The sequence below is a fragment of the Jiella soli genome (genome assembly GCF_020615385.1).
Lineage (GTDB): Bacteria > Pseudomonadota > Alphaproteobacteria > Rhizobiales > Rhizobiaceae > VKMB-3413.
This window is the reverse complement of record NZ_JAJAVB010000044.1, coordinates 1-19,238: the sequence shown is the minus strand read 5'-3', so window position 1 is coordinate 19,238 and position 19,238 is coordinate 1. Positions and strand designations below refer to the sequence as shown.

17 protein-coding genes are annotated in these 19,238 nt (G+C 66.6%); 10 read left to right on the top strand and 7 right to left on the bottom strand.

All coding sequences use genetic code 11. The annotated features are described in order from the left end of the window. Window positions 1–528, top strand: coding sequence for a GNAT family N-acetyltransferase (locus tag LH400_RS24370; RefSeq protein ID WP_229156071.1), 528 nt, complete (start codon window positions 1–3; stop codon window positions 526–528). 161 nt (window positions 529–689) lie between these two features. On the opposite strand, the gene LH400_RS24365 is transcribed toward LH400_RS24370, so the two are convergent. Beyond that, window positions 690–1,418, bottom strand: coding sequence for a gamma-glutamylcyclotransferase (locus LH400_RS24365; protein ID WP_229156070.1), 729 nt, complete (start codon window positions 1,416–1,418; stop codon window positions 690–692). A 237-nt stretch (window positions 1,419–1,655) separates the two neighbouring features. Beyond that, entirely contained in the window at window positions 1,656–2,222 is a 567-nt protein-coding gene (locus tag LH400_RS24360; RefSeq protein WP_229156069.1) for a Uma2 family endonuclease, read from the bottom strand. 164 nt (window positions 2,223–2,386) lie between these two features. Here LH400_RS24360 and mnmG point away from each other — a divergent pair, with 164 nt between their 5' ends. The 4 genes from mnmG (at window position 2,387) to LH400_RS24340 (ending at window position 6,958) form a co-directional block, all read left to right on the top strand. Further along, window positions 2,387–4,282, top strand: a complete 1,896-nt coding sequence (mnmG, locus tag LH400_RS24355; protein ID WP_229156068.1) for a tRNA uridine-5-carboxymethylaminomethyl(34) synthesis enzyme MnmG — start codon at window positions 2,387–2,389, stop codon at window positions 4,280–4,282. Continuing rightward, on the top strand, window positions 4,272–5,000 hold the full coding sequence (rsmG, locus tag LH400_RS24350) for a 16S rRNA (guanine(527)-N(7))-methyltransferase RsmG (protein ID WP_229156067.1): 729 nt from the start codon (window positions 4,272–4,274) through the stop codon (window positions 4,998–5,000). The genes mnmG and rsmG overlap by 11 nt, the downstream gene beginning before the upstream one ends. A gap of 131 nt (window positions 5,001–5,131) precedes the next feature. Then, window positions 5,132–5,917: a ParA family protein gene (locus tag LH400_RS24345; protein WP_229156066.1), complete on the top strand. Its 786-nt coding sequence runs from the start codon at window positions 5,132–5,134 to the stop codon at window positions 5,915–5,917. 75 nt (window positions 5,918–5,992) lie between these two features. Continuing rightward, window positions 5,993–6,958, top strand: a complete 966-nt coding sequence (locus LH400_RS24340; RefSeq protein WP_229156065.1) for a ParB/RepB/Spo0J family partition protein — start codon at window positions 5,993–5,995, stop codon at window positions 6,956–6,958. 6 nt (window positions 6,959–6,964) lie between these two features. Here LH400_RS24340 and holA read toward each other — a convergent pair whose 3' ends face one another. From holA to leuS, 3 genes are all read right to left on the bottom strand, one after another. Next, the gene (gene holA, locus LH400_RS24335; RefSeq protein WP_229156064.1) at window positions 6,965–8,017 is read right to left on the bottom strand and encodes a DNA polymerase III subunit delta; all 1,053 of its coding nucleotides are present in this window, start codon (window positions 8,015–8,017) and stop codon (window positions 6,965–6,967) included. Between the two features lie 88 nt (window positions 8,018–8,105). Further along, window positions 8,106–8,672: a hypothetical protein gene (locus tag LH400_RS24330; RefSeq protein WP_229156063.1), complete on the bottom strand. Its 567-nt coding sequence runs from the start codon at window positions 8,670–8,672 to the stop codon at window positions 8,106–8,108. Next, window positions 8,659–11,280, bottom strand: a complete 2,622-nt coding sequence (leuS, locus tag LH400_RS24325; protein ID WP_229156062.1) for a leucine--tRNA ligase — start codon at window positions 11,278–11,280, stop codon at window positions 8,659–8,661. The genes LH400_RS24330 and leuS overlap by 14 nt, the downstream gene beginning before the upstream one ends. 198 nt (window positions 11,281–11,478) lie before the next feature. Between leuS and LH400_RS24320 the strand changes: the two genes are divergently transcribed. Genes LH400_RS24320 through LH400_RS24310 form a run of 3 tightly spaced genes read left to right on the top strand, consistent with a single transcriptional unit; the run spans window position 11,479 to window position 12,822 of the window. Beyond that, the gene (locus LH400_RS24320; RefSeq protein ID WP_229156061.1) at window positions 11,479–11,766 is read left to right on the top strand and encodes a BrnT family toxin; all 288 of its coding nucleotides are present in this window, start codon (window positions 11,479–11,481) and stop codon (window positions 11,764–11,766) included. After that, the gene (locus LH400_RS24315; RefSeq protein ID WP_229156060.1) at window positions 11,741–12,127 is read left to right on the top strand and encodes a hypothetical protein; all 387 of its coding nucleotides are present in this window, start codon (window positions 11,741–11,743) and stop codon (window positions 12,125–12,127) included. Before LH400_RS24320 ends, LH400_RS24315 begins: the two co-directional genes overlap by 26 nt. 26 nt (window positions 12,128–12,153) lie before the next feature. Next, complete coding sequence (locus tag LH400_RS24310) at window positions 12,154–12,822, top strand: YggS family pyridoxal phosphate-dependent enzyme (protein ID WP_229156059.1); 669 nt, start codon at window positions 12,154–12,156, stop codon at window positions 12,820–12,822. Here the strand turns inward: LH400_RS24310 and LH400_RS24305 are convergent. Together LH400_RS24305 and LH400_RS24300 are read right to left on the bottom strand one after the other, a co-directional pair. Further along, window positions 12,813–13,463, bottom strand: coding sequence for a DedA family protein (locus tag LH400_RS24305; protein ID WP_229156058.1), 651 nt, complete (start codon window positions 13,461–13,463; stop codon window positions 12,813–12,815). The genes LH400_RS24310 and LH400_RS24305 overlap by 10 nt on opposite strands. Window positions 13,464–13,656: 193 nt before the next feature. After that, a complete protein-coding gene (locus tag LH400_RS24300) occupies window positions 13,657–15,846 on the bottom strand; it encodes a TonB-dependent siderophore receptor (RefSeq protein WP_229156057.1) in 2,190 nt (729 codons plus the stop codon). A 360-nt stretch (window positions 15,847–16,206) separates the two neighbouring features. Between LH400_RS24300 and LH400_RS24295 the strand changes: the two genes are divergently transcribed. Both LH400_RS24295 and acs read left to right on the top strand, forming a co-directional pair. Continuing rightward, complete coding sequence (locus tag LH400_RS24295; RefSeq protein WP_229156056.1) at window positions 16,207–16,602, top strand: DUF1761 domain-containing protein; 396 nt, start codon at window positions 16,207–16,209, stop codon at window positions 16,600–16,602. Window positions 16,603–16,733: 131 nt separating this feature from the next. Then, a complete protein-coding gene (acs, locus tag LH400_RS24290; protein ID WP_229156055.1) occupies window positions 16,734–18,683 on the top strand; it encodes an acetate--CoA ligase in 1,950 nt (649 codons plus the stop codon). Window positions 18,684–19,238 lie beyond the last annotated feature (555 nt).

Genomic DNA, 19,238 nt, shown 5'->3' with positions numbered 1-19,238 from the left:
ATGACCGCCCTTTCCAAGCCGGACCTCGTCGTCCGTGCGGCCGAACCCGCCGATGCGGCCGGTCTCGCCGCGCTGGCGAACCTCCCGGGCTATCGTCGCAACACTCTGCGCCTGCCCTTCGAATCGGTCGAGGCCACGAAGCGCAGGCTGTTCGAGAGTGGCAAGCCGGGACCGACCCTCCTCGTCGCCTGCCGGGGCGAGACGATCGTGGGGACGGCCAGCCTCAACCGCCTCGCCGGTCGGCGGTCGCATGTCGGCCAGATCGGCATGGGCGTCCACGACGCCTATCTGCGTCAGGGAATCGGCTGGCGTCTTCTGACCGCATTGATCGACCTGGGTGACAATTGGCTGGGGCTCACCCGGCTCGAACTCGACGTGATGGTCGACAATGAGGCTGCGATCGCGCTCTACGAGCGGGCTGGCTTCGTCGAGGAAGGTGTCGCCCGTGCCGCAGTGATCCGGGACGGAGTGCTCGTCGACACGCTCTGGATGGCGCGCCTGAAGGATGCGCCGGTACGGCCGGACTGACGGAAGACCATGGCTTCCTGTGGCGCGAGCGCGAAAGCAGGACTGTCCCCCCGTGCGGCTCATATAGGATCCGGCTGATGCCTTCGAAATGAGGGACGTCGGGAGGCTCAGACGCCGGACGGGCTCCGACGGTATCCGAACTATCCGACCGGACACCGCACTCAGGCCGCCTCGCAGTGGATGGCCCGGATTTCCTCCGCGACCAGTTCCTGCAGGCGCCAGAGATTGCGGTCGCGGATGCCGAACTCTTCCAGATGCCGGACCGTATTGAAGAGATATTCGGCGCAGGAGCCGACATGGCCGCAGGCGCGCGCGAGAATATGCGCGACCTCATCGAGCGGCAGCTTGCTCGCGATGCGTTCGCCGCGCGGCCCCGCCCAGAAGGTCAGCGCCTTCACCTTGCCCTCCGCCGTATGGACCGGCACCCAGCGGGCCATCGACACGTTCTCGCGGAACCGGATCTCCCGGTGGAGCACCCGTCGGATCTGTGCGTGTCGATCCTCCTCGCGCAGGCGGTAGATGACGCCGTCGCAGCGCCCGCCCCGTTCGAGCGCCATCATCAGGCCGGGCTGCTCGGGCGAGCCCCGCCAGCGCGTCATCTTCAGGCAGAAGGAGCGATGCCAGCCATAGGCCGTCCCGCGCCTGTGAGCGACGGCGTCGAAGTCCGGCTTCCAGATCAGCGAGCCATAGGCGAAGATCCACAGCGGCTCGCCGTGGCTCTCCGCCCGATATTCCTCCGCGAGGGCGTCGAGTTCGGCCTCCGTCAAATGGGTCCAGCCAGGCTCCGGACCGAGGTCCGGCTTCTCGCGGATCGTCAGGGCGACGAGGTCCTGCGTCAGGGAGATCCCGGGCGGAGGGACGACAGGACGTTCTGGGGAATCGGCTGTCACGAAAAGGCGGTCCTGCACACCAGCTGCTGCAAGTTCGTCCGCTCTGGCCTATGCGGAGGTTTCAGGCGGGTCGGTCGATTGGAGCGTATCGGATCGGTGGGGGCGGTAAAGGCCCCTTACGGTTGACGTTGCGTCCAACGCAGCTCGCCACGCGGGGCCAATTGATCATACGGAATGGTATGAGATGCATACGCCGGCGGTTTGGCTGAACGAGCCGACCATGTCCGCGGCAGTGCATCACGATTCGAATGTCAGACGATCGTGGATTTCCGCCATGGGTAGCGTGATACCAATCGTGGCGAGCCCAACCGAACCGCCGAGACCGAGGATCTCCTCTGCCCGCCAGTCTCCGCCCTCCTCCCTGGACCCGACCAGGACCTGCGGGCGTGTCGGCTCGACGATCACGACGTGCCGGATCGTCGGGACCGCCTTGTATTCCTCCACCTTGCGCAGCCGGTCGAAGTCGGGAGTCGAGGGCGACAGAACCTCGAAGACCACCGTCGGCTCGGCCGCAAGATAGCCATCGGGATCGAACGCGCCGCAATCGATTCCGGCATCCGGCCGGCGGATCTGGCCGGGGCGCGTCTCGACGGCGCCGTCTCCGGTGAACGCACGGCAGGGCGTTCCCCGTAGCCTTGCGCCCAGCTCGCCGATGAGATTGGCGACAATAACATCATGCCGGTTCGACGCCCCGGTCATCATCTTCGCAGGGAAGCCTGAGACGAATTCATACCGCTCGTCCTGCCGCTCCTGCCATGCGAAGAACTCTTCGGGTGTCCAGGGCGTCATCTCCGACAGGCTCATGCTCGGTCGGCCTCCCTGTCGCCGGCGTTGTCCGCCCGGCCGGTTTCACCTATAGACAGTCTACCGCGAAAGACCGCTCAGCGAAAACGGCCGGCGATGGTCCTGCCGTGCGGACAGCACGCCCGCGGTCTCAGTTCCCTGCACCCGAACCCATTGTTGCCGCCATGACCGTTCTTGCCCCCGACCGGCCCCTCCCCTCGTCCTGCGACGTCGTCGTCGTCGGTGGCGGCCATGCCGGCTGCGAGGCTGCGAGTGCCGCTGCCCGGGCCGGCGCGAAGACGATCCTCGTCACCCACCGCTTCGATACGGTGGGCGCGATGAGCTGCAATCCGGCGATAGGCGGCATCGGCAAGGGCCATCTCGTGCGCGAGATCGACGCGCTGGGCGGGCTGATGGGACGCGTCGCGGATGCGGCGGGCATCCAGTTCCGGCTGCTCAACCGCTCGAAGGGCCCGGCCGTGCGCGGCCCCCGCACCCAGGCCGACCGCCGGCTCTACCGGGCGGCGATGCAGGCCGCGATCCGCGATCATCCTGGCCTCGACGTCGTCGAGGGCGACGTCTTCGATCTCGAACTCGACGGCGAGAACCGCGTCACCGGCGTCACGCTCGCCGATGGACGGCGGATCGCCTGCCGGGCGGTGGTCATCACCACCGGCACCTTCCTCTCCGGCCTGATCCATATCGGCGACCGGCAAATCCCGGCCGGTCGCATGGGCGAGGATCCGACGGTCGGCCTGTCGGGCACGCTCGCCCGGCTCGGGCTGAGGCTCGGCCGGCTGAAGACCGGCACGCCCGCCCGCCTGGACGGCCGCAGCATCGACTGGACCTCGCTGGAGATGCAGCGGCCGGATACGGATCCCGTCCCTTTCTCCTTCCTGACGACCGCCATCGCCAATCCGCAGATCGACTGCGGCATCACCCGCACGACGCCCGAGACGCACCGCATCATCCGCGACAACCTCGCGCGGTCGGCGCTCTATTCCGGCAGGATCGAGGGAACCGGCCCGCGCTATTGCCCGTCGATCGAGGACAAGGTGGTCAAGTTCGCCGACCGGGACGGCCACCAGGTCTTCCTGGAGCCGGAAGGTCTCGGCGACGACACGGTCTACCCCAACGGGCTGTCGACCTCGCTGCCGGAGGATGTGCAGGAAGCCTTCCTGCGCTCGATCCCCGGGCTCGAGACGGTCCGGATCCTGAAGCCCGGCTATGCCATCGAATACGACTATGTCGATCCGCGTGAACTCTCCCGCTCGCTGGCGGTGCTGAAGGCCGACGGCCTGTTCCTCGCCGGCCAGATCAACGGCACCACGGGATATGAGGAGGCCGCTGCGCAGGGGCTCGTCGCCGGCCTCAACGCCGCCCGCCTTGCCGGCGGGGCGGAGCCGGTCATCTTCGGGCGGGCCGACGCCTATATCGGCGTGATGATCGACGACCTCACCCGCACCGGCGTCACCGAGCCCTATCGCATGTTCACCTCGCGGGCGGAGTTCCGCCTGTCGCTCAGGGCCGACAATGCCGACCGCCGGCTGACCCCGCTGGCGATCTCGCTCGGGATCGCCAGCGCGGAACGCGGCGCCGTCTTCGAAGCGAGCGAGGCCGCGATCACTACGGCACGGAAGGCGCTGGAGGCCCTGACGCTGACGCCGCCGGAGGCCGGTTGCCACGGCATCGTGGTCAACCGGGACGGGCGCCGGCGCACGGCCTGGCAGCTTCTGTCGCAGGCAGATGTCGACCTGCCGCGCCTTGCCGTGATCTGGCCGGAACTCGGCGCGATCGACGCGAAGACGCAGGAGCGGATCGAGATCGAAGCGGCCTATGACGTCTATCTGGAGCGCCAGCAGCGCGACCAGGACAGGCTGCGCCGGGACGAGGCGCGGGCGATTCCCGACGGGCTCGACTTTTCGCAGCTGGCGGGCCTTTCGACCGAGCTGAAGCAGAAGCTGACCGCGCGCCGCCCCCGCTCAATCGCCGAGGCGGAGCGCATCGACGGCATGACGCCGGCGGCGCTGGCGCTGATTCTCCTGGCCGTCCGGCGCGAGGAGATCGCCCGTGCGGCGTGACCGCGATCCGCACGCCGACTGGACGTCGCCGCAGAAGCGCAGGCCGCAGAAGCCTGCCCGTTCGGCGCCGAAGCCCCGGCCCCGCGATGTCGCGCGGGCCCAGGAACTCGGCCGGGCGGAGTTCACGCGGCGCTTCGAGGTTTCACGTGAAACAATGGAGCGGCTCGATCGCTATGTCGCGCTGCTGACGGCGTGGCAGGATCGGATCAATCTCGTCGCGCCCTCGACGATCGGCGACGTCTGGATGCGCCATATCGCCGATTCGACCGTGCTGGAGCGGCTGCTTCCCTCCTTCGGCCGGAGCGTCGATCTCGGTTCCGGCGCCGGACTGCCAGGCCTCGTGATCGCCGCGTGCCGGCCGGGTGCATCCGTCGATCTCGTCGAGAGCAATGCCAAGAAGGCGGCCTTTCTCCGGACGGCGCAGCGCGAGATCGGCGCGGCCGGGACGGTGCTGGCCGCCCGGATCGAGGATTGCAGCGCGGCCCTTGAGGGGGCCGAGATCGTCACGGCCCGCGCCCTGGCCTCGCTCGACGAACTCCTCGGCCTCGTGGGCCCGCATCTTTCCGGTTCGGCGCGCTGCTTTTTCCCCAAGGGGCGCAATCATGAACAGGAAATTACCGAAGCGGCTGCCCATTGGCGATTCAGCGTGGTAAAGCACGAATCGGGGCTCGATGACGGATCGGTCGTTCTCGAAATCGGCGATATCGCGCCGCGCTGAGCAGCCGGTCGCGGCCAGCGACAAGCCTCCGGATGCAGGTGTGGGCGCTCTCTCACCCGCCGGCAAAGGGGTTTCTTCGTTCCTCGAGCTAAGACGGAGCTGAGCCGATGGATGCGGTGGCCGGACAACCTATGCGGATCATCACGATAGCCAACCAGAAGGGCGGCGTCGGCAAGACCACGACGGCCATCAATCTGTCGACCGCCCTCGCCGCGATCGACAAGCGCGCGCTGGTGATCGACCTCGACCCGCAGGGCAATGCCTCGACCGGGCTCGGGATCGACAAGGACGACCGCAGCCTGTCGACATATGATGTCCTGAAGGAGACCGCGTCGATCACTGAAGCGGCCATGCCGACAGCGGTGCCGAATCTCTCGATCATTCCCTCGACCATGGATCTTCTGGGCCTGGAGATGGAGATTTCCGGCGTGGCGGGGCGCGCCTATCGGCTGCGCGACGCGCTGCACTTCCATCAGGTCGAGGGCGCGCAATTCGACTTCGTCCTGATCGACTGCCCGCCCTCGCTCAATCTCCTGACGATCAATGCCATGGCCGCGGCCGATTCCATTCTGGTGCCGCTGCAATGCGAGTTCTTCGCGCTCGAAGGCCTCAGCCAGCTTCTCCAGACCGTCGAACAGGTGCGCGACAGCCTCAACCCGACGCTCGACCTCCACGGCATCGTGCTGACCATGTATGACGGGCGCAACAATCTCGCGGCGCAGGTCGTGCGCGACGTCCGCTCCTTCATGGGCGAGCATGTCTACGACACGGTCATCCCGCGCAATGTCCGCGTGTCCGAGGCGCCGTCCTTCGGCAAGCCGGCGATCCTCTACGACATGAAATGCCCCGGCAGCCAAGCCTACATCCAGCTGGCGTCGGAAATCATCCAGCGGGAGCGGCGGCTGACAGCGGCATGAGGTTCGCGATGCCCTGCCCTACTCTGCCTTCCCTAAGGATGCCGGCCCGGCCTGAGTGAACGAGGAGATCGGTGAATGAATGAAGACAGATCGCGCCAGCGCCTCGGACGCGGCCTGGCCTCGCTGATCGGGCCCGGTCTCGCCGCTCCGTCGCGGCCGGCCGGCGGTTATGAGGCGCAGCCGAAGGCGCCGAGCGTTCCCGCCGAGCGGACCGTGCCGATCGACCGCATCGTGCCGAACCCGCACAATCCGCGGCGCAGCTTCGACGAGGGCGAACTCGAAGATCTCGCAACGTCGATCCGGGTCCATGGAGTCGTCCAGCCGCTGCTCCTGCGCCCACGGGCCGGACGGATCGACAGTTTCGAGATCGTCGCCGGCGAGCGGCGCTGGCGGGCCGCGAAGCTTGCCGGACTCGACGCGGTGCCGGCCGTCCTGCGCGACATCAACGACCGCCAGTCGCTCGAGATCGCGATCATCGAGAACATCCAGCGCACCGACCTCAATGCGGTCGAGGAAGCGCTGGGCTACCAGACCCTGATCGACGAGCACGGCTATACCCAGAACGACCTCGCCGAAATCCTCGGCAAGAGCCGCAGCCATGTCGCCAATACACTGCGGCTCCTGAAGCTGCCGGAGGCGGTGCGGGCGATGATCGTCTCCGGCCAGTTGTCGGCCGGGGCGGCCCGCACTGTCGTCACGGCGGACAATCCCGTCGCGCTTGCAGAGCGGATCGTGGCCGAGGGCCTGAGCGTGCGCGAGGCGGAGGCGCTCGCACGCGAACCCGGGGCGTTGGCCGCAGGTGATAATAAGCCGGCAAATGAAGCGTCGGAGCGAGCACCCCGCGAGAAGGACGGAGACCTCGTCCAGCGCGAGCGATGGCTTTCGGACCGTCTGGGCCTGCCGGTTGCGATCAAGCCGAAGGGCAAGGGCGGCTCGCTCCGGATCGACTTCACCGACCGGGCGCAGCTGGAAGCGATCCTGTCGATGCTGCGGGCGCTCGAAGAGGACCCGGCCGACGAGCGCGTTCGCGCCGCCGGCTAAGGCGCGTCAGCCGCCTCTCCGGCCTCTGGCGCGCAGCCTCGCCGCCTCGACGGCGATGTCGAGAAGGGTCTTGCGGGTGATCGTCAGGGCGAGCCCCGACTCCTTGCGGCTTGCCAGGATGTCCGCCTCGATCCGTCCCAGCGCGGACGTGATCTCCTCGAGCGGCCAGGCCGCGAGCGCCGTCTCCATGGCGTGGCGGCGACGAAAGAAGGGCCGGCGGCGCTCGATCACCCGCGCGACGGTCTCGCCCTTTCGCTCCACCGCCTCGCGCATGGCAAGGAGCTGCTGGAAGTAGCGCAACAGCCCCTGGTGCAGCTGGAAGGTCTGGGTGCCGGCGGAAGTCAGCCGGTCGATCAGATGCGGCAGGCGCTTCACCTCGCCGCTCACCGCCGCGTCGATCGTCTCCTCCAGCGTGTCGGCCGAGACGTCGCCGACGATGGCGCGGACATCCTCCTCGGTGATCGTCGGTGTGCCGAGGGCGTAGAGGCAGAGCTTCTTCACCTCGCCGCGCGAGGCGATGCGATTGGCGCCGAGCCGGGAGCGGAGTTCCTCGCGGGCCTCCTTGTCCATCGAAAGCCCGGCCGCCTTCAGCTCCTCGTCGATGATCTGGTCGAGCGCCCTGCCCTCGTCCTGGTAGCAGGGCAGCGCGATGGCGAATTTCGCCCGTTCGATATTGAGCCGCAGGCCCGCCCCGCCCTTGAGGTCGCCGGCCTCGATGATGACGGTCGCGTCCTGGAGCTTTTCGGCGCCGAGATCGGCGGCGGCTTCGGCGAGCGACTTGCCGGCCCCTGCTCCGCGCACCCTGATCAGCCGGCGTCCGCCGAACATGGACACCGTGCGCGCCTCGTCGTAGAGGCGGCCGATATCCTTCTCGAGCTCGTCGGCCGCGAGCGTGACCGAGGCGAAGGGATCATCGCGGTCGACGCCGGAGGCTGCCGCGAGCCGGTCGGACCGCTCGGAGACGAGCCCGGGATCCGGCCCGTAGAGAAGGACGAGCGGGAAGGAGAAGTCCGGGCGCGAGAGGAACGCCTCGACTTCGGATGCCTTCTTCTGCGCCATCCTGCGGTCCTGTTTCCCTTAAGACTCAGATGGGCTGTACCAAGCGCCGGAAGCGCTCGTCAGCCTCTCCCGCGCTGCTGCCGCTCCCTCAGGCGCCGCCGGCGCCGTTCAGCGCGGATGCGACGGCAAGTTCGAGTTCGCCGGCAAGGAGTTCGCCGGCCTGCTGGCGCGCATCCAGAAGCGCGCGCTCACTCTGGAAGAGCTGCGATGTGCGGTCGAACGGAACGGTCGCGACGCGGTGGCCCTGGCTGATCAGCTTGTTGTCGCTCACCCTCAGAAGCCGGTATCGACCGTTCAGCGTGTAGATCGACGAGGTCGCCACGCCGCCGGGCTCGATCGAGATGCCTTGTTCGCCGCCGGAGACGACGAGCTGGATACGGTAGAGCGGCTCGGCCACCGGCGTGCCCCGGTTCAGGCGGAACAGGAGGTCGTTGCGCACGATCTGGGCGGTGCGCGTCTGCGCTTCGCTGATGGCGATCCGACCCTTGAGCGCCTGCACGGACGAGGCCGGAGACAGCGAGGCACCTGTGCCCGCGATCCCCCTGTCGCCATAGAGCGGTCCTGCGGTGCAGCCCGCGAGCGCGGCGGCGGCCGCTGCCGCGACAAGGAGGCCGGAATGGAGCCGGCTCGGCCGAACCCGGTCAGACGACGACATTGACGATTCTCCCGGGTACGACGACGAGACGCTTGGGCGGATTGCCAGCGAGGGCGGCGGCGACGAAGTCGAGCGCCAGCGTGGCCTCTTCGACATCAGCTTTGCTGGCGGAAGCCGGCACGGTCAAGTCGCCGCGCTTCTTGCCGTTGATCTGGACGGGCAGTGTGACCGTGTCGTCGACGAGAAGCGCGGGATCTGCGGCCGGCCATGGCGCGGCGGCGACGAGCCCGTCCTGTCCGAGAGCCTGCCAGCAAGCTTCGGCAAGATGGGGCATCATCGGCGCGATCAGCCGCGTCAGGAAAGAGAGGGCTTCGGCCGCGGCCGCCTTCTGCGCGGCGCTCGGTGTGCTGGTGAAGCCGGCAAAGGCCGAGGAAAGGGCGTTGACCAGCTCATGGATGCGGGCGATCGCCTTGTTGAAGGCCAACCGCTCGATGTCGTCGGCAACGCCCGTGGCCGCCCGATGCGCGGCGCGGCGGATCGCCGCCGCCGTCTGGTCGCCGTCCGAGGAGACCTGCGTAGCAAGGCCCGCGACCAGCGGCGCGGTTTCCGTCACCAGCCGCCACAGGCGTTGGACGAAGCGATGGGCGCCTTCGACACCGGCTTCCGACCAGATCACGTCGCGGTCCGGCGGCGAGTCCGACAGGACGAACCAGCGGGCCGTGTCGGCGCCGTAGGAGGCGAGAATGTCGTCGGGATCGACGACGTTCTTCTTCGACTTCGACATCTTCTCGATCGCGCCGATCTCGATCGGAGCGTCCGTCGAGATGCGGATCGCCCGGCGGCCGCCGTCCGCTTCCTCGATCCGGACATCGGCCGGCGCCACCCATTCGCGGCCGTCGCGATAGGTCTCGTGGACGACCATGCCCTGCGTGAACAGGCCCTTGAACGGCTCGTCGAGATCGAGATGGCCGCAGGCCTTCATCGCCCGCACGAAGAAGCGCGAATAGAGAAGATGCAGAATCGCGTGCTCGATGCCGCCGATATACTGGTCGACCGGCAGCCAGGCATTCGCGGCCTGCGGATCGGTCGGCTCGTCGGCGCGGGGAGCCGTGAAGCGGGCGAAATACCACGAGGAATCGACGAAAGTGTCCATCGTGTCGGTTTCCCGCAAAGCAGGCCCGCCGCATTTCGGACAGGTCGCCTTGCGCCAGGTCGGGTGACGGTCGAGCGGATTGCCCGGCCGGTCGAACTCGATGTCGTCGGGAAGCTTGACCGGCAGGTTCTCACGCGCCTCCGGCACGACGCCACAGGCCTCGCAGTGCAGGACCGGGATCGGGCAGCCCCAATAGCGCTGGCGCGAGATGCCCCAGTCGCGGAGGCGGAAATTCACCCGGCGCTCCGCCTGCGGCTTGCCGGCGAGGGTGGCCGCCTCCAGCCGGCGAGCCACCTCGTCGAAGGCCTCGGCTGGCGACATCCCGTCGAGGAAGGCCGAATTGAAGATCGTACCGTCGTCGACATAGGCCTCGTCATGAACGGAGAAGACCGTCGGGTCCTCCTTCGGCGGCAGGACGACGGGCCTGACCGGCAGGTCGTATTTGCGGGCGAAGTCGAGGTCGCGCTGGTCGTGCGCCGGGCAACCGAAGATCGCGCCCGTGCCGTAGTCCATCAGCACGAAGTTCGCGACATAGACGGGCAATGTCCAGTTCGGGTCGAAGGGATGCACGGCCTCGATGCCGGTCGCCATGCCGCGCTTTTCCGCCGTCTCGATCGCCTCGGCCGAGGTGCCGGTGCGGCGGATCTCGGCAATGAACTCCGCGAGCGCCGGGTTCGTCTCCGCCGCCTTCGCTGCCAGCGGATGATCGGCCGCGACAGCCAGGAAGGAGGCGCCGTAGAGCGTGTCCGGACGCGTGGTGAAGACCGTCAGCTCGCTCTCGCCGGCCGGTGCCGTGTCGGGCTCCAGCGCCCAGCGAACCATCAGGCCTTCCGACTTGCCGATCCAGTTCCTCTGCATCAGCCGGACCTTTTCCGGCCATTCCGGCAGGCGGTCCAGCGCGGACAGCAGATCCTCAGCAAAGTCCGTGATCTTGAAGAACCACTGGACGAGTTCGCGCTGTTCCACCAAGGCGTCCGAGCGCCAGCCGCGTCCGTCGATCACCTGCTCGTTGGCGAGCACGGTCATGTCGACCGGATCCCAGTTGACCTTCGACTTCTTGCGATAGGCGAGGCCGTTCTCCATCATGTCCAGGAACAGGACCTGCTGCTGATGGTAATAATCGGGGTCGCAGGTCGCGAATTCGCGCGACCAGTCCCAGGACAGGCCCATCGACTTCAGCTGCCGCTTCATCGCGTCGATATTGGCGTAGGTCCATTCTCGCGGGCTGACCCTGTTCTGCATCGCCGCGTTTTCGGCCGGCAGCCCGAAAGCGTCCCAGCCGATCGGGTGGAGGACGTTGAAACCCTTGGCCCGCTTGTAGCGCGCCAACACGTCGCCCAGCGTATAGTTGCGCACATGGCCCATATGGATGCGCCCGGACGGGTAGGGGAACATCTCCAGGACGTAGTATTTCTCGCCCGGCGCGGCCGTGTCGGTCTCGAAGAGCTTCTGCTCGGCCCAGGCCTCCTGCCATTTCGGTTCGGCGGCGCGGGGATTGTAGCGTTCGGTGGTCATGGTCGGGATGCTTCGTCGCTCGGACAGCGGGCCGGGAATGGCCGACAGGTTCGGTCGTCGTTCAACACGGCTTCTCGAAAGCCGTCAACCAACACCCGCCCGGCGTCTCCTTCGAACAAGCCGGTTACACGCGAGCCGGGGCGGAACAGGCATGACGCTCGATTGCCCGCTGCGCAGACGGGCTCTACTGTCGGCTGCATGGAACAGGAGTTCGAGTGGGACGAGGCGAAAGAGGGGGTCAATCGCAGTAAACATGGCATTGGTTTCGATCTTGCCATGCGGATATTCCTGGACCCGGACCGGGTCACCCGGGCCGATGTGCGTGGCGACTATGGCGAGGAGCGGTTCGTCACCGTCGGCTTCATCGAGAACCGCCTTTTCGTCGTCGTTCACATCATGCGTGGACGTGCTATACGGCTTATATCGGCTCGGAAGGCCAATGCACGCGAAAGGAGGCGACATGGCGACCGTCCGAAAATCGATTGATCTCAAGAGCTTTCCGGAACTGACCGATGACGAGCACGCCGAACTCGCGCGTCTGGACCGGATGAGCGACGAGGCGATCGACTATAGCGATATTGCCGAACTTGATGCCTCGTTTTGGCGGCCGCATGCAGCCCCGGAGGCGCCTGAGGCCGGAATCGACGAGACGGAGCCACGCTCTGCCGCAGCAGGCTTCAATTTCGTGATCTATCAGAGCCGAACGGGCACTTATTCTGTGCAGTTTCTACGCGGCCAAGAAGTGATCTTTGAGACCTCCGGTTTTGCCTCCGTGTCGCAGGCGCGCGGCGCGATCGAGTTGATCAAGACGCATGCGCCGAACATGCCGACCCGCCTCGTCGGCTAGCCTCATTTCTCTTGCAAGGCCGTCCCATGTCTACCGTGGATCAATATCATGCTGTCGCAACGGCGATCGCGAAGGCTGCCGAGGACGCAGGGCGCCGGCCCTCGGACGTCACCCTCGTCGCCGTCTCAAAGACCCACGACGCCGAGGCGATCCTGCCGGTCATCGAGGCCGGACAGCGCGTCTTCGGCGAGAACAAGGTCCAGGAGGCCAAGGCCAAGTGGCCGGCGCTGAAGGAGCGGTTCCCGGATATCGAACTGCACCTGATCGGGCCGCTGCAGTCCAACAAGGCGGCCGATGCCGTGGCGCTGTTCGACGTGATCGAGAGCGTCGACCGAGAGAAGATCGCGCGCGAGCTTGCCAAGGAGATGAAGAAGCAGGAGAGGGCGCCCCGGCTCTACGTCCAGGTCAACACCGGCGAGGAGGAGCAGAAGGCGGGAATTCCGCCGAAGGAGGCGGCCAGCTTCGTCGCCCGCTGCCGCGAGGAACATGGCCTCGCCATCGAGGGGCTGATGTGCATCCCGCCGGCGGACGAGAATCCCGGCCCGCATTTCGCGCTGCTTGCCAAGATCGCCGGGGAATGCGGGCTCGAGAAGCTGTCCATGGGCATGTCCGGTGACTTCGAGACCGCCATCCAGTTCGGCGCGACCTCGGTGCGGGTCGGCTCGGCGATCTTCGGCGCGCGCGATTACGGCTGACGGTCCTCGCCCGGCACGGGCTCGGCCGCCAGCTTGCGCCGTGAACGGAAGAACCAGACGACGCCGGCGACGAGCGCCGCGACGATCATGACGTCGGCGACATGGAAGGCGGTCTGCAGCGCCGGGCTGTCGCCCCAGTTCTTGCCGAGGATCTCGCCGATCCAGGCGAGGGCCAGGCACCAGGCGAACGAGCCGACGAAGGTGTAGATGTGGAACCGCGCCTGGTTCATCCGCGCCATGCCGGCAGGCAGCGCGATGAAGGTGCGCACCACCGGTAGGAGCCGGCCAATGAGCGTGGCGGAGGCGCCCCAGCGTTCGAAGAAGCGTTCCGCAAGATCGAGTTCGCGGGGGCCGAGGATCGAGTGATGGCTCCAGCGCTCGACCACCCTGCGCCCGCCATGAGCGCCGACGAGGAAGGCGGCGAGCGAGCCGAGATTGCAACCGATCGCACCCGCCAGCGCGACGGACCAGAGGTCGAACCGGCCGGTGGAGACGAGATAGCCGGCGAAGGGCATCACGATCTCGGACGGGATCGGCAGGCAGGCCGATTCCAGGGCCATCAGGAGCGCAACGCCCGGAAGGCCCATGAAGGAGATTACGTCCAGCAGCCATGAGGAGATCGTGGCGAGAAGAGAATGCATGAACGGGCTCGCAAGATGGCAATCGCCGGTGAGCCGACGCGGCGCCGCCGCGTAGGCCAGGCGACTATCTATACGAATCCGTTTGCCTTTTCCTGTCGGCCGAAGCCGAAAGCCGAGAGCCGCCGGCCCGACAGCCTTGACCCCGGGTCGGCCGGAGCGAGGGCCCGGCCCCGAGCCGAGCCCCGGCGCCCTGTTACCAGCTGTATTTCAGCGTGCCGCGGATCGAGCGCCCGTCGCCGTAATAGGCGGTGTCGGAATAGGTATCGACGTAGTTCACATATTCCTTGTCGAAGAGGTTGGTGGCGACGATCGAGGCCGAGGCATGCTCGGTGATCTTGTAGTGCACCGCCGCGTCCACCAGCGTGTGGCCGCCGACTTCCAGCGTGTTGGCGTTGTCGGCGAAGGTCGGGCCGACATAGCGTGCGCCGAGGCCGAGCGTCAGGTCGCCGAACGGTCCGCTGCCGGGAATCGTGTAGTCGGCCCAGAGCGAGGCGAGGTGTTCGGGCACCTGCTGCGGCCTGTTGCCCTTGTTGCCGGCGATCCCGTCCTCGACGATCTCCGCGTCCCAATAGGAATAGGCGGCCGTGAGGTTGACCCGGTCGGTCATCGCCACCTTGCTCTCGAACTCGACGCCCCTGACGTTCACCTCGCCGATCTGGCTCTGCGTCGTCTGGCTGACATAATAGGGAACGTTGGTCTGCGTCAGGTCGAAAAGGGCGAGGGTGAACAGGGCGTCGAGCCCCTCCGGCCGGTATTTGATCCCGGTCTCGTACTGGGTGCCTTCCTGCGGCTCGGGCTGGCCGATGAGGAAGGTCCGATCGGCCGAGATCGGCTGGAAGGATTCCGAATAATTGGCATAGACCGCAAGCCCGTCGATCGGCTTGTAGGTGAGGCCGAAGCGCTTGGTGAAGGCGTCGTCGCTTGCCGCGTATGCTGTGCCGGAATCGGGCAGGAAATTATCCGTGTCGACCTGATCGAAGCGGCCGCCGACGGTGGCGATCCAGCGCTCGTCGAAGGTCAGTTCCTCCTGCAGGTAGAGGCCGGTGGAGCGCTGTTCGTGGTTCCATCCCGTGCCCGCCGGCAGGGTCAGGCAGGAAAGGCCGCAATAGACGGGATCGGTGATGTCGATGCCGGCGGCCGACCCGAACACGCGGTATTCGTTCGTCTTGTCGTAGCTGTAGTCCGTCCCGAGCAGCGTCTTGGAGGCAAACCGCCCGAAGCTCGCATCGTATTGGAGCTGGGTGTCGATGGCGAAGCGCTTGGAATCGCCGTAGACCGCCCAGGCGCTGCGCGGAACGCCGGGATCGACGACCGCGCCATAGACCGATTCATAGGTGAGATCGAGGTCGGTGTAGCGTGCGCTCTGGCGCAGCTGCAGGCCGTTGCCGAAGTCGTGGCTGAGGAGATAGCCGACATTCTTCTCCTCGGTGTTCATCTTGTCGAAGTCCGGCTCGCCCAGATAGGTCTCGGGGTCGATGCCGGAGCCGCGCGGGATGCCGTGCGAGGTGTTGCCCTTGCGCCGGTTGAAATCGGCGAGGAGGGTGAAGGTCGTTGCCGCGTCCGGCGACCAGGTGATGGCCGGCGCCACATAGAGGCGGTCGTCATTGGTGTGGTCGGTTCCGTTGTCGCCGTCCTGCCATTTGGCGGTGAGGCGATAGGACCAGTCGCCCGTCGCCGTCAGCGGACCGCCGACATCCGTCCCAGTCTCGATATGGCCGTCCCCGAAGGTCGTGTAGATCTCGCCGAAGGGCGTGTCCGTCGGCCGCTTGGTGATGGCGTTGACGAGACCGCCCGGCGCGTTGAGCCCGAAGAGGGTGGATGTCGAGCCCTTCAGGACCTCGATCCGCTGCATTCCATAGGGTTCGAGCCGGCTGCCGGTGAAGCCGAAGACGCGTTGCGGCAGCCCGTCGCGGTAAAGGCCGGTCGAGGTCTGGTAGAAGCCGCGGATGAGCGTGAAATCGTAGCGGTCGTCGGAGCCGTAGATGTCGGTGGCAACGCCCGAGGTATAGGCCAGTGCCTCGTCGAGCGTCTCGACGCCCCGCGTCTCGAGCTCCTCCTCGGTGACGACCGAGATGGCGGCGGGAATGTCGAGGACCGGCGTGTCGGTCTTGGTGCCGACATTCGTGCGCTCGGCGACGATGCTGTCGTCGGGTCCGACGGCGGATCCGGCCGTGGTTCCGCTCCCGCTGGCCGCGTCGACCACGACGGCGTCGAGACGGATGCTGGCGCCCGTCTCAGCGGTCTCCTGCGCGAATGCGCCGCCGGATGCCGCGATCGCTGTTCCCGCCATGAGCGCCGCCAGCGTTCCCCTCAACGCCCGCCTATCGGCGCGGCACGTGGCCCATTCACTGCCGTCCGGCAGCATTCGCGGCATCGTCGCCATGGTTCACATCCCCTCTTGCTTAACCCCTCGTCGCTCTCGGCGGCAGGCATTTTGTCCCCGCGCTGCAGCCGGGCGGCTCCGGCGCCTAAAAACATGAGTCAATTAGTCAAGTAAAGAGAGATCATCGCAAGTGGCCCGGTTTGCTCACGCCCATGGCAGACTGGCACCAATCCTCCGATCTCGGATGCCCGATCCGGCGAGCCGGCGGACCTTGCGCATCACGGGCGAGTGGCCTGCCGCGCCAACTTCACCGCGTCCGCGGCCGTTGCCCGATCGGCGCGAGGAGATGGCGGCGAAAATGAAACCGCCGGCCGACAGCGCCGTTGGGCATGCAACCCCCGTCAACAGGAGCGAACTCCCATGGGCTTTTCCAATGTCAGCGTGCTCGGCGTCCTCGTCGCGGCGATCCTCTCCTTCGGCTTCGACTTCGCCTGGCATCGCGCCTTCGAAAAGCGCTGGATGACGGACCGGAACTATCGGGGCAAGCCGGCGCTGAAGCCGGGACCGCTCGCCATCGTCTTCGTCGCCTATGTCGTCATCGCCGGCATGCTGGCCGGGCTCACCGCCCATATCGGGCCGGTCAGGCTCACCGATACGCTGATCACCAGCATCCTCGTCTGGGCGGGCTTCATCCTGGCCGCCATGGTCGTCGATCATTCTTACGAAGCCCGGCCGAGAAAGCTGACCGCGATCAATGCCGCCCACTGGTTCGGCGTGTTCGTGATCATGGGGGTCGTCATCGGTCTCTTCGGCTGAGCGGAAGCCGGGGCGCCCGGCCTGCGAGAAAAGTATGAGGCGCCGAAACTGGACCCGGGCCAGCGATCTACCTTAAGTTCGCGGGCAAAGACGGGCGGCCGCCCGCCGGAAACGAAGCTGGGAGGCGAGACATGACGACGATCGCGGTGAAGGATTCCTGGAAAGCCCGTGCGAAGATCGACGAGGCGACCTATCAGGACTGGTATCGTCGAAGCATGAACGATCCCGAGGGCTTCTGGGGCGAGCACGGCAAGCGTCTCGACTGGATCAGGCCCTATACGAAGGTGAAGAACACCTCCTTCGCTCCCGGCGCGATCGACATTCGCTGGTTCGAGGACGGCACGCTGAACGTCGCGGCGAACTGCATCGACCGGCATCTGGCAAAGCGCGGCGACCAGACGGCGATCCTGTGGGAGGGGGACGACCCGTCGGAATCGAAGGCGATCAGCTACCGCAAACTCCACGAGGAAGTCTGCCGCATGGCGAACGTTCTCAAGGATCGCGGCGTCAGACGCGGCGACCGCGTCACCATCTACATGCCGATGATCCCCGAAGCGGCCTATGCCATGCTCGCCTGCGCGCGCATCGGGGCGATCCACTCGGTGGTCTTCGGCGGCTTCTCGCCGGACGCGCTCGCCGGCCGCCTGGAAGGCGCGGCATCCTCGGTGCTGATCACCGCCGATGAGGGCCTGCGCGGCGGCCGCAAGGTGTCGCTGAAGAAGAATGCCGACCGCGCCTGCGAGATCGCGAAGAAGGCCGGCCGGGACGTCGACACCGTCCTCGTCGTCCGGCGCACCGGCGCGGAAGTCGCCTTCGACAGCGCGCGCGATCTCTGGTGGCACGAGGCGCGCGAGAAGGTCTCCGCCGACTGCGCGCCGGAGGAGATGGGCGCGGAGGACCCGCTGTTCATCCTCTACACCTCGGGCTCGACCGGCAAGCCGAAGGGCGTCCAGCACACCTCCGGCGGCTATCTCGTCTATGCCGCGATGACCCACGAATACGTCTTCGACTATCACGAGGGCGACATCTACTGGTGCACGGCCGATGTCGGCTGGGTGACCGGCCACAGCTACATCGTCTACGGACCGCTCGCCAACGGCGCGACGACGCTGATGTTCGAGGGCGTGCCGAATTATCCGGACGCGGGCCGCATGTGGGAGGTCGTCGACAAGCACAAGGTCTCGATCTTCTACACCGCGCCGACCGCGATCCGCGCACTGATGGGCGCTGGCGACGACAAGGTGACACGTGCTTCACGTGAAACATTGAAGGTGCTGGGCTCCGTCGGTGAGCCGATCAATCCGGAAGCCTGGATCTGGTACTACAAGGTAGTCGGCGAGGAGCGCTGCCCGATCGTCGACACCTGGTGGCAGACCGAGACCGGCGGCATCCTGATCACCCCGCTGCCCGGCGCGACCGCTCTGAAGCCCGGCTCTGCGACCCGTCCCTTCTTCGGCGTCAAGCCGCAGCTCGTCGACAACGAAGGCAATGAGCTCACCGGCGCGACGGAGGGCAATCTCTGCATCACCGACTCCTGGCCCGGCCAGATGCGCACCGTCTATGGCGATCACGAGCGCTTCGAGCAGACCTATTTCGCGACCTACAAGAACAAGTACTTCACCGGCGACGGCGCCAAGCGCGACGAGGACGGCTATTACTGGATCACCGGCCGTGTCGACGACGTGATCAACGTGTCCGGCCACCGCATGGGCACGGCCGAGGTCGAATCGGCACTGGTCGCCCATCCCAAGGTCTCGGAAGCCGCCGTTGTCGGATATCCGCACGACATGAAGGGGCAGGGGATCTACTGCTACGTCACGCTCATGGAGGGCGAGGAGGAAACGGACGAGCTTCGCAAGGAACTCGTCGCCCATGTCAGGAACGAGATCGGCCCGATCGCCTCGCCGGACAAGATCCAGTTTGCGCCGGGCCTGCCGAAGACCCGCTCCGGCAAGATCATGCGGCGCATCCTGAGGAAGATCGCCGAGGACGATTTCGGCGCTCTCGGCGATACCTCGACGCTCGCCGACCCGGGCGTCGTCGACGATTTGATCGACAACCGCCAGAACCGGAAGGGGTAGCTCCGGCGGCGTCCGCGGTCCCGGCCGGTCTCGCGACCGGCAGGCCAGCAACAGGCCGGCGCCCAGATCGCCGGCGAGGCTGCGGCAGATCTGCCGCAGCTTTCATCACCCGGTGCAGCATCGCCGTGCGCGGGTGTGCCAGCGCACGCGAACAGCTATGCGGAATCAGAGGCTTGCGCGAGGCTGACGCTTTTTTCGACAGCCTCTTGCCAGATCCGATTTCCCACCCCATACTTCCTCTCGTGTTCAACGAAGCGAAAGGAGGTGATCCAATGTCGAGTGATTATCTGATGCCGGCTGGATCTTTGATTCTCGGTGGTACGACGGAGCAGCCTCCTCGCTTCGCCTGAGAATTGGAAGTCCGCTAGACGGTCTTCGAAGACCGCCGGCTGACGGAAATCACCGGGCCGCTTCCGCAAGGAAGCGGCCTCAGACTGCTGACAAACCCCGTCATTTTGGCGGGGTTTTGTTTTGGTTGCCGTGAAGGCTCGGTGCATGGACGGGATTGATCGCGGGGTTGAGGGAGCTTGTCGCCTCAGGCTGGGGCTGGATGGG

What these genes read in the sequence shown, in the direction of transcription:
- leuS (WP_229156062.1), bottom strand. Translation starts at nt 11,280, where the DNA reads ATGACCACCGAACGCTACAATCCCCGCGCCGCCGAACCGAAATGGCAG.
- acs (WP_229156055.1), top strand. Translation starts at nt 16,734, where the DNA reads ATGACGACGATCGCGGTGAAGGATTCCTGGAAAGCCCGTGCGAAGATC.
- LH400_RS24305 (WP_229156058.1), bottom strand. Translation starts at nt 13,463, where the DNA reads ATGCATTCTCTTCTCGCCACGATCTCCTCATGGCTGCTGGACGTAATC.
- LH400_RS24370 (WP_229156071.1), top strand. Translation starts at nt 1, where the DNA reads ATGACCGCCCTTTCCAAGCCGGACCTCGTCGTCCGTGCGGCCGAACCC.
- LH400_RS24345 (WP_229156066.1), top strand. Translation starts at nt 5,132, where the DNA reads ATGCGGATCATCACGATAGCCAACCAGAAGGGCGGCGTCGGCAAGACC.
- LH400_RS24340 (WP_229156065.1), top strand. Translation starts at nt 5,993, where the DNA reads ATGAATGAAGACAGATCGCGCCAGCGCCTCGGACGCGGCCTGGCCTCG.
- LH400_RS24310 (WP_229156059.1), top strand. Translation starts at nt 12,154, where the DNA reads ATGTCTACCGTGGATCAATATCATGCTGTCGCAACGGCGATCGCGAAG.
- LH400_RS24315 (WP_229156060.1), top strand. Translation starts at nt 11,741, where the DNA reads ATGGCGACCGTCCGAAAATCGATTGATCTCAAGAGCTTTCCGGAACTG.
- LH400_RS24360 (WP_229156069.1), bottom strand. Translation starts at nt 2,222, where the DNA reads ATGAGCCTGTCGGAGATGACGCCCTGGACACCCGAAGAGTTCTTCGCA.
- LH400_RS24330 (WP_229156063.1), bottom strand. Translation starts at nt 8,672, where the DNA reads ATGTCGTCGTCTGACCGGGTTCGGCCGAGCCGGCTCCATTCCGGCCTC.
- LH400_RS24320 (WP_229156061.1), top strand. Translation starts at nt 11,479, where the DNA reads ATGGAACAGGAGTTCGAGTGGGACGAGGCGAAAGAGGGGGTCAATCGC.
- mnmG (WP_229156068.1), top strand. Translation starts at nt 2,387, where the DNA reads ATGACCGTTCTTGCCCCCGACCGGCCCCTCCCCTCGTCCTGCGACGTC.
- holA (WP_229156064.1), bottom strand. Translation starts at nt 8,017, where the DNA reads ATGGCGCAGAAGAAGGCATCCGAAGTCGAGGCGTTCCTCTCGCGCCCG.
- LH400_RS24295 (WP_229156056.1), top strand. Translation starts at nt 16,207, where the DNA reads ATGGGCTTTTCCAATGTCAGCGTGCTCGGCGTCCTCGTCGCGGCGATC.
- LH400_RS24300 (WP_229156057.1), bottom strand. Translation starts at nt 15,846, where the DNA reads ATGGCGACGATGCCGCGAATGCTGCCGGACGGCAGTGAATGGGCCACG.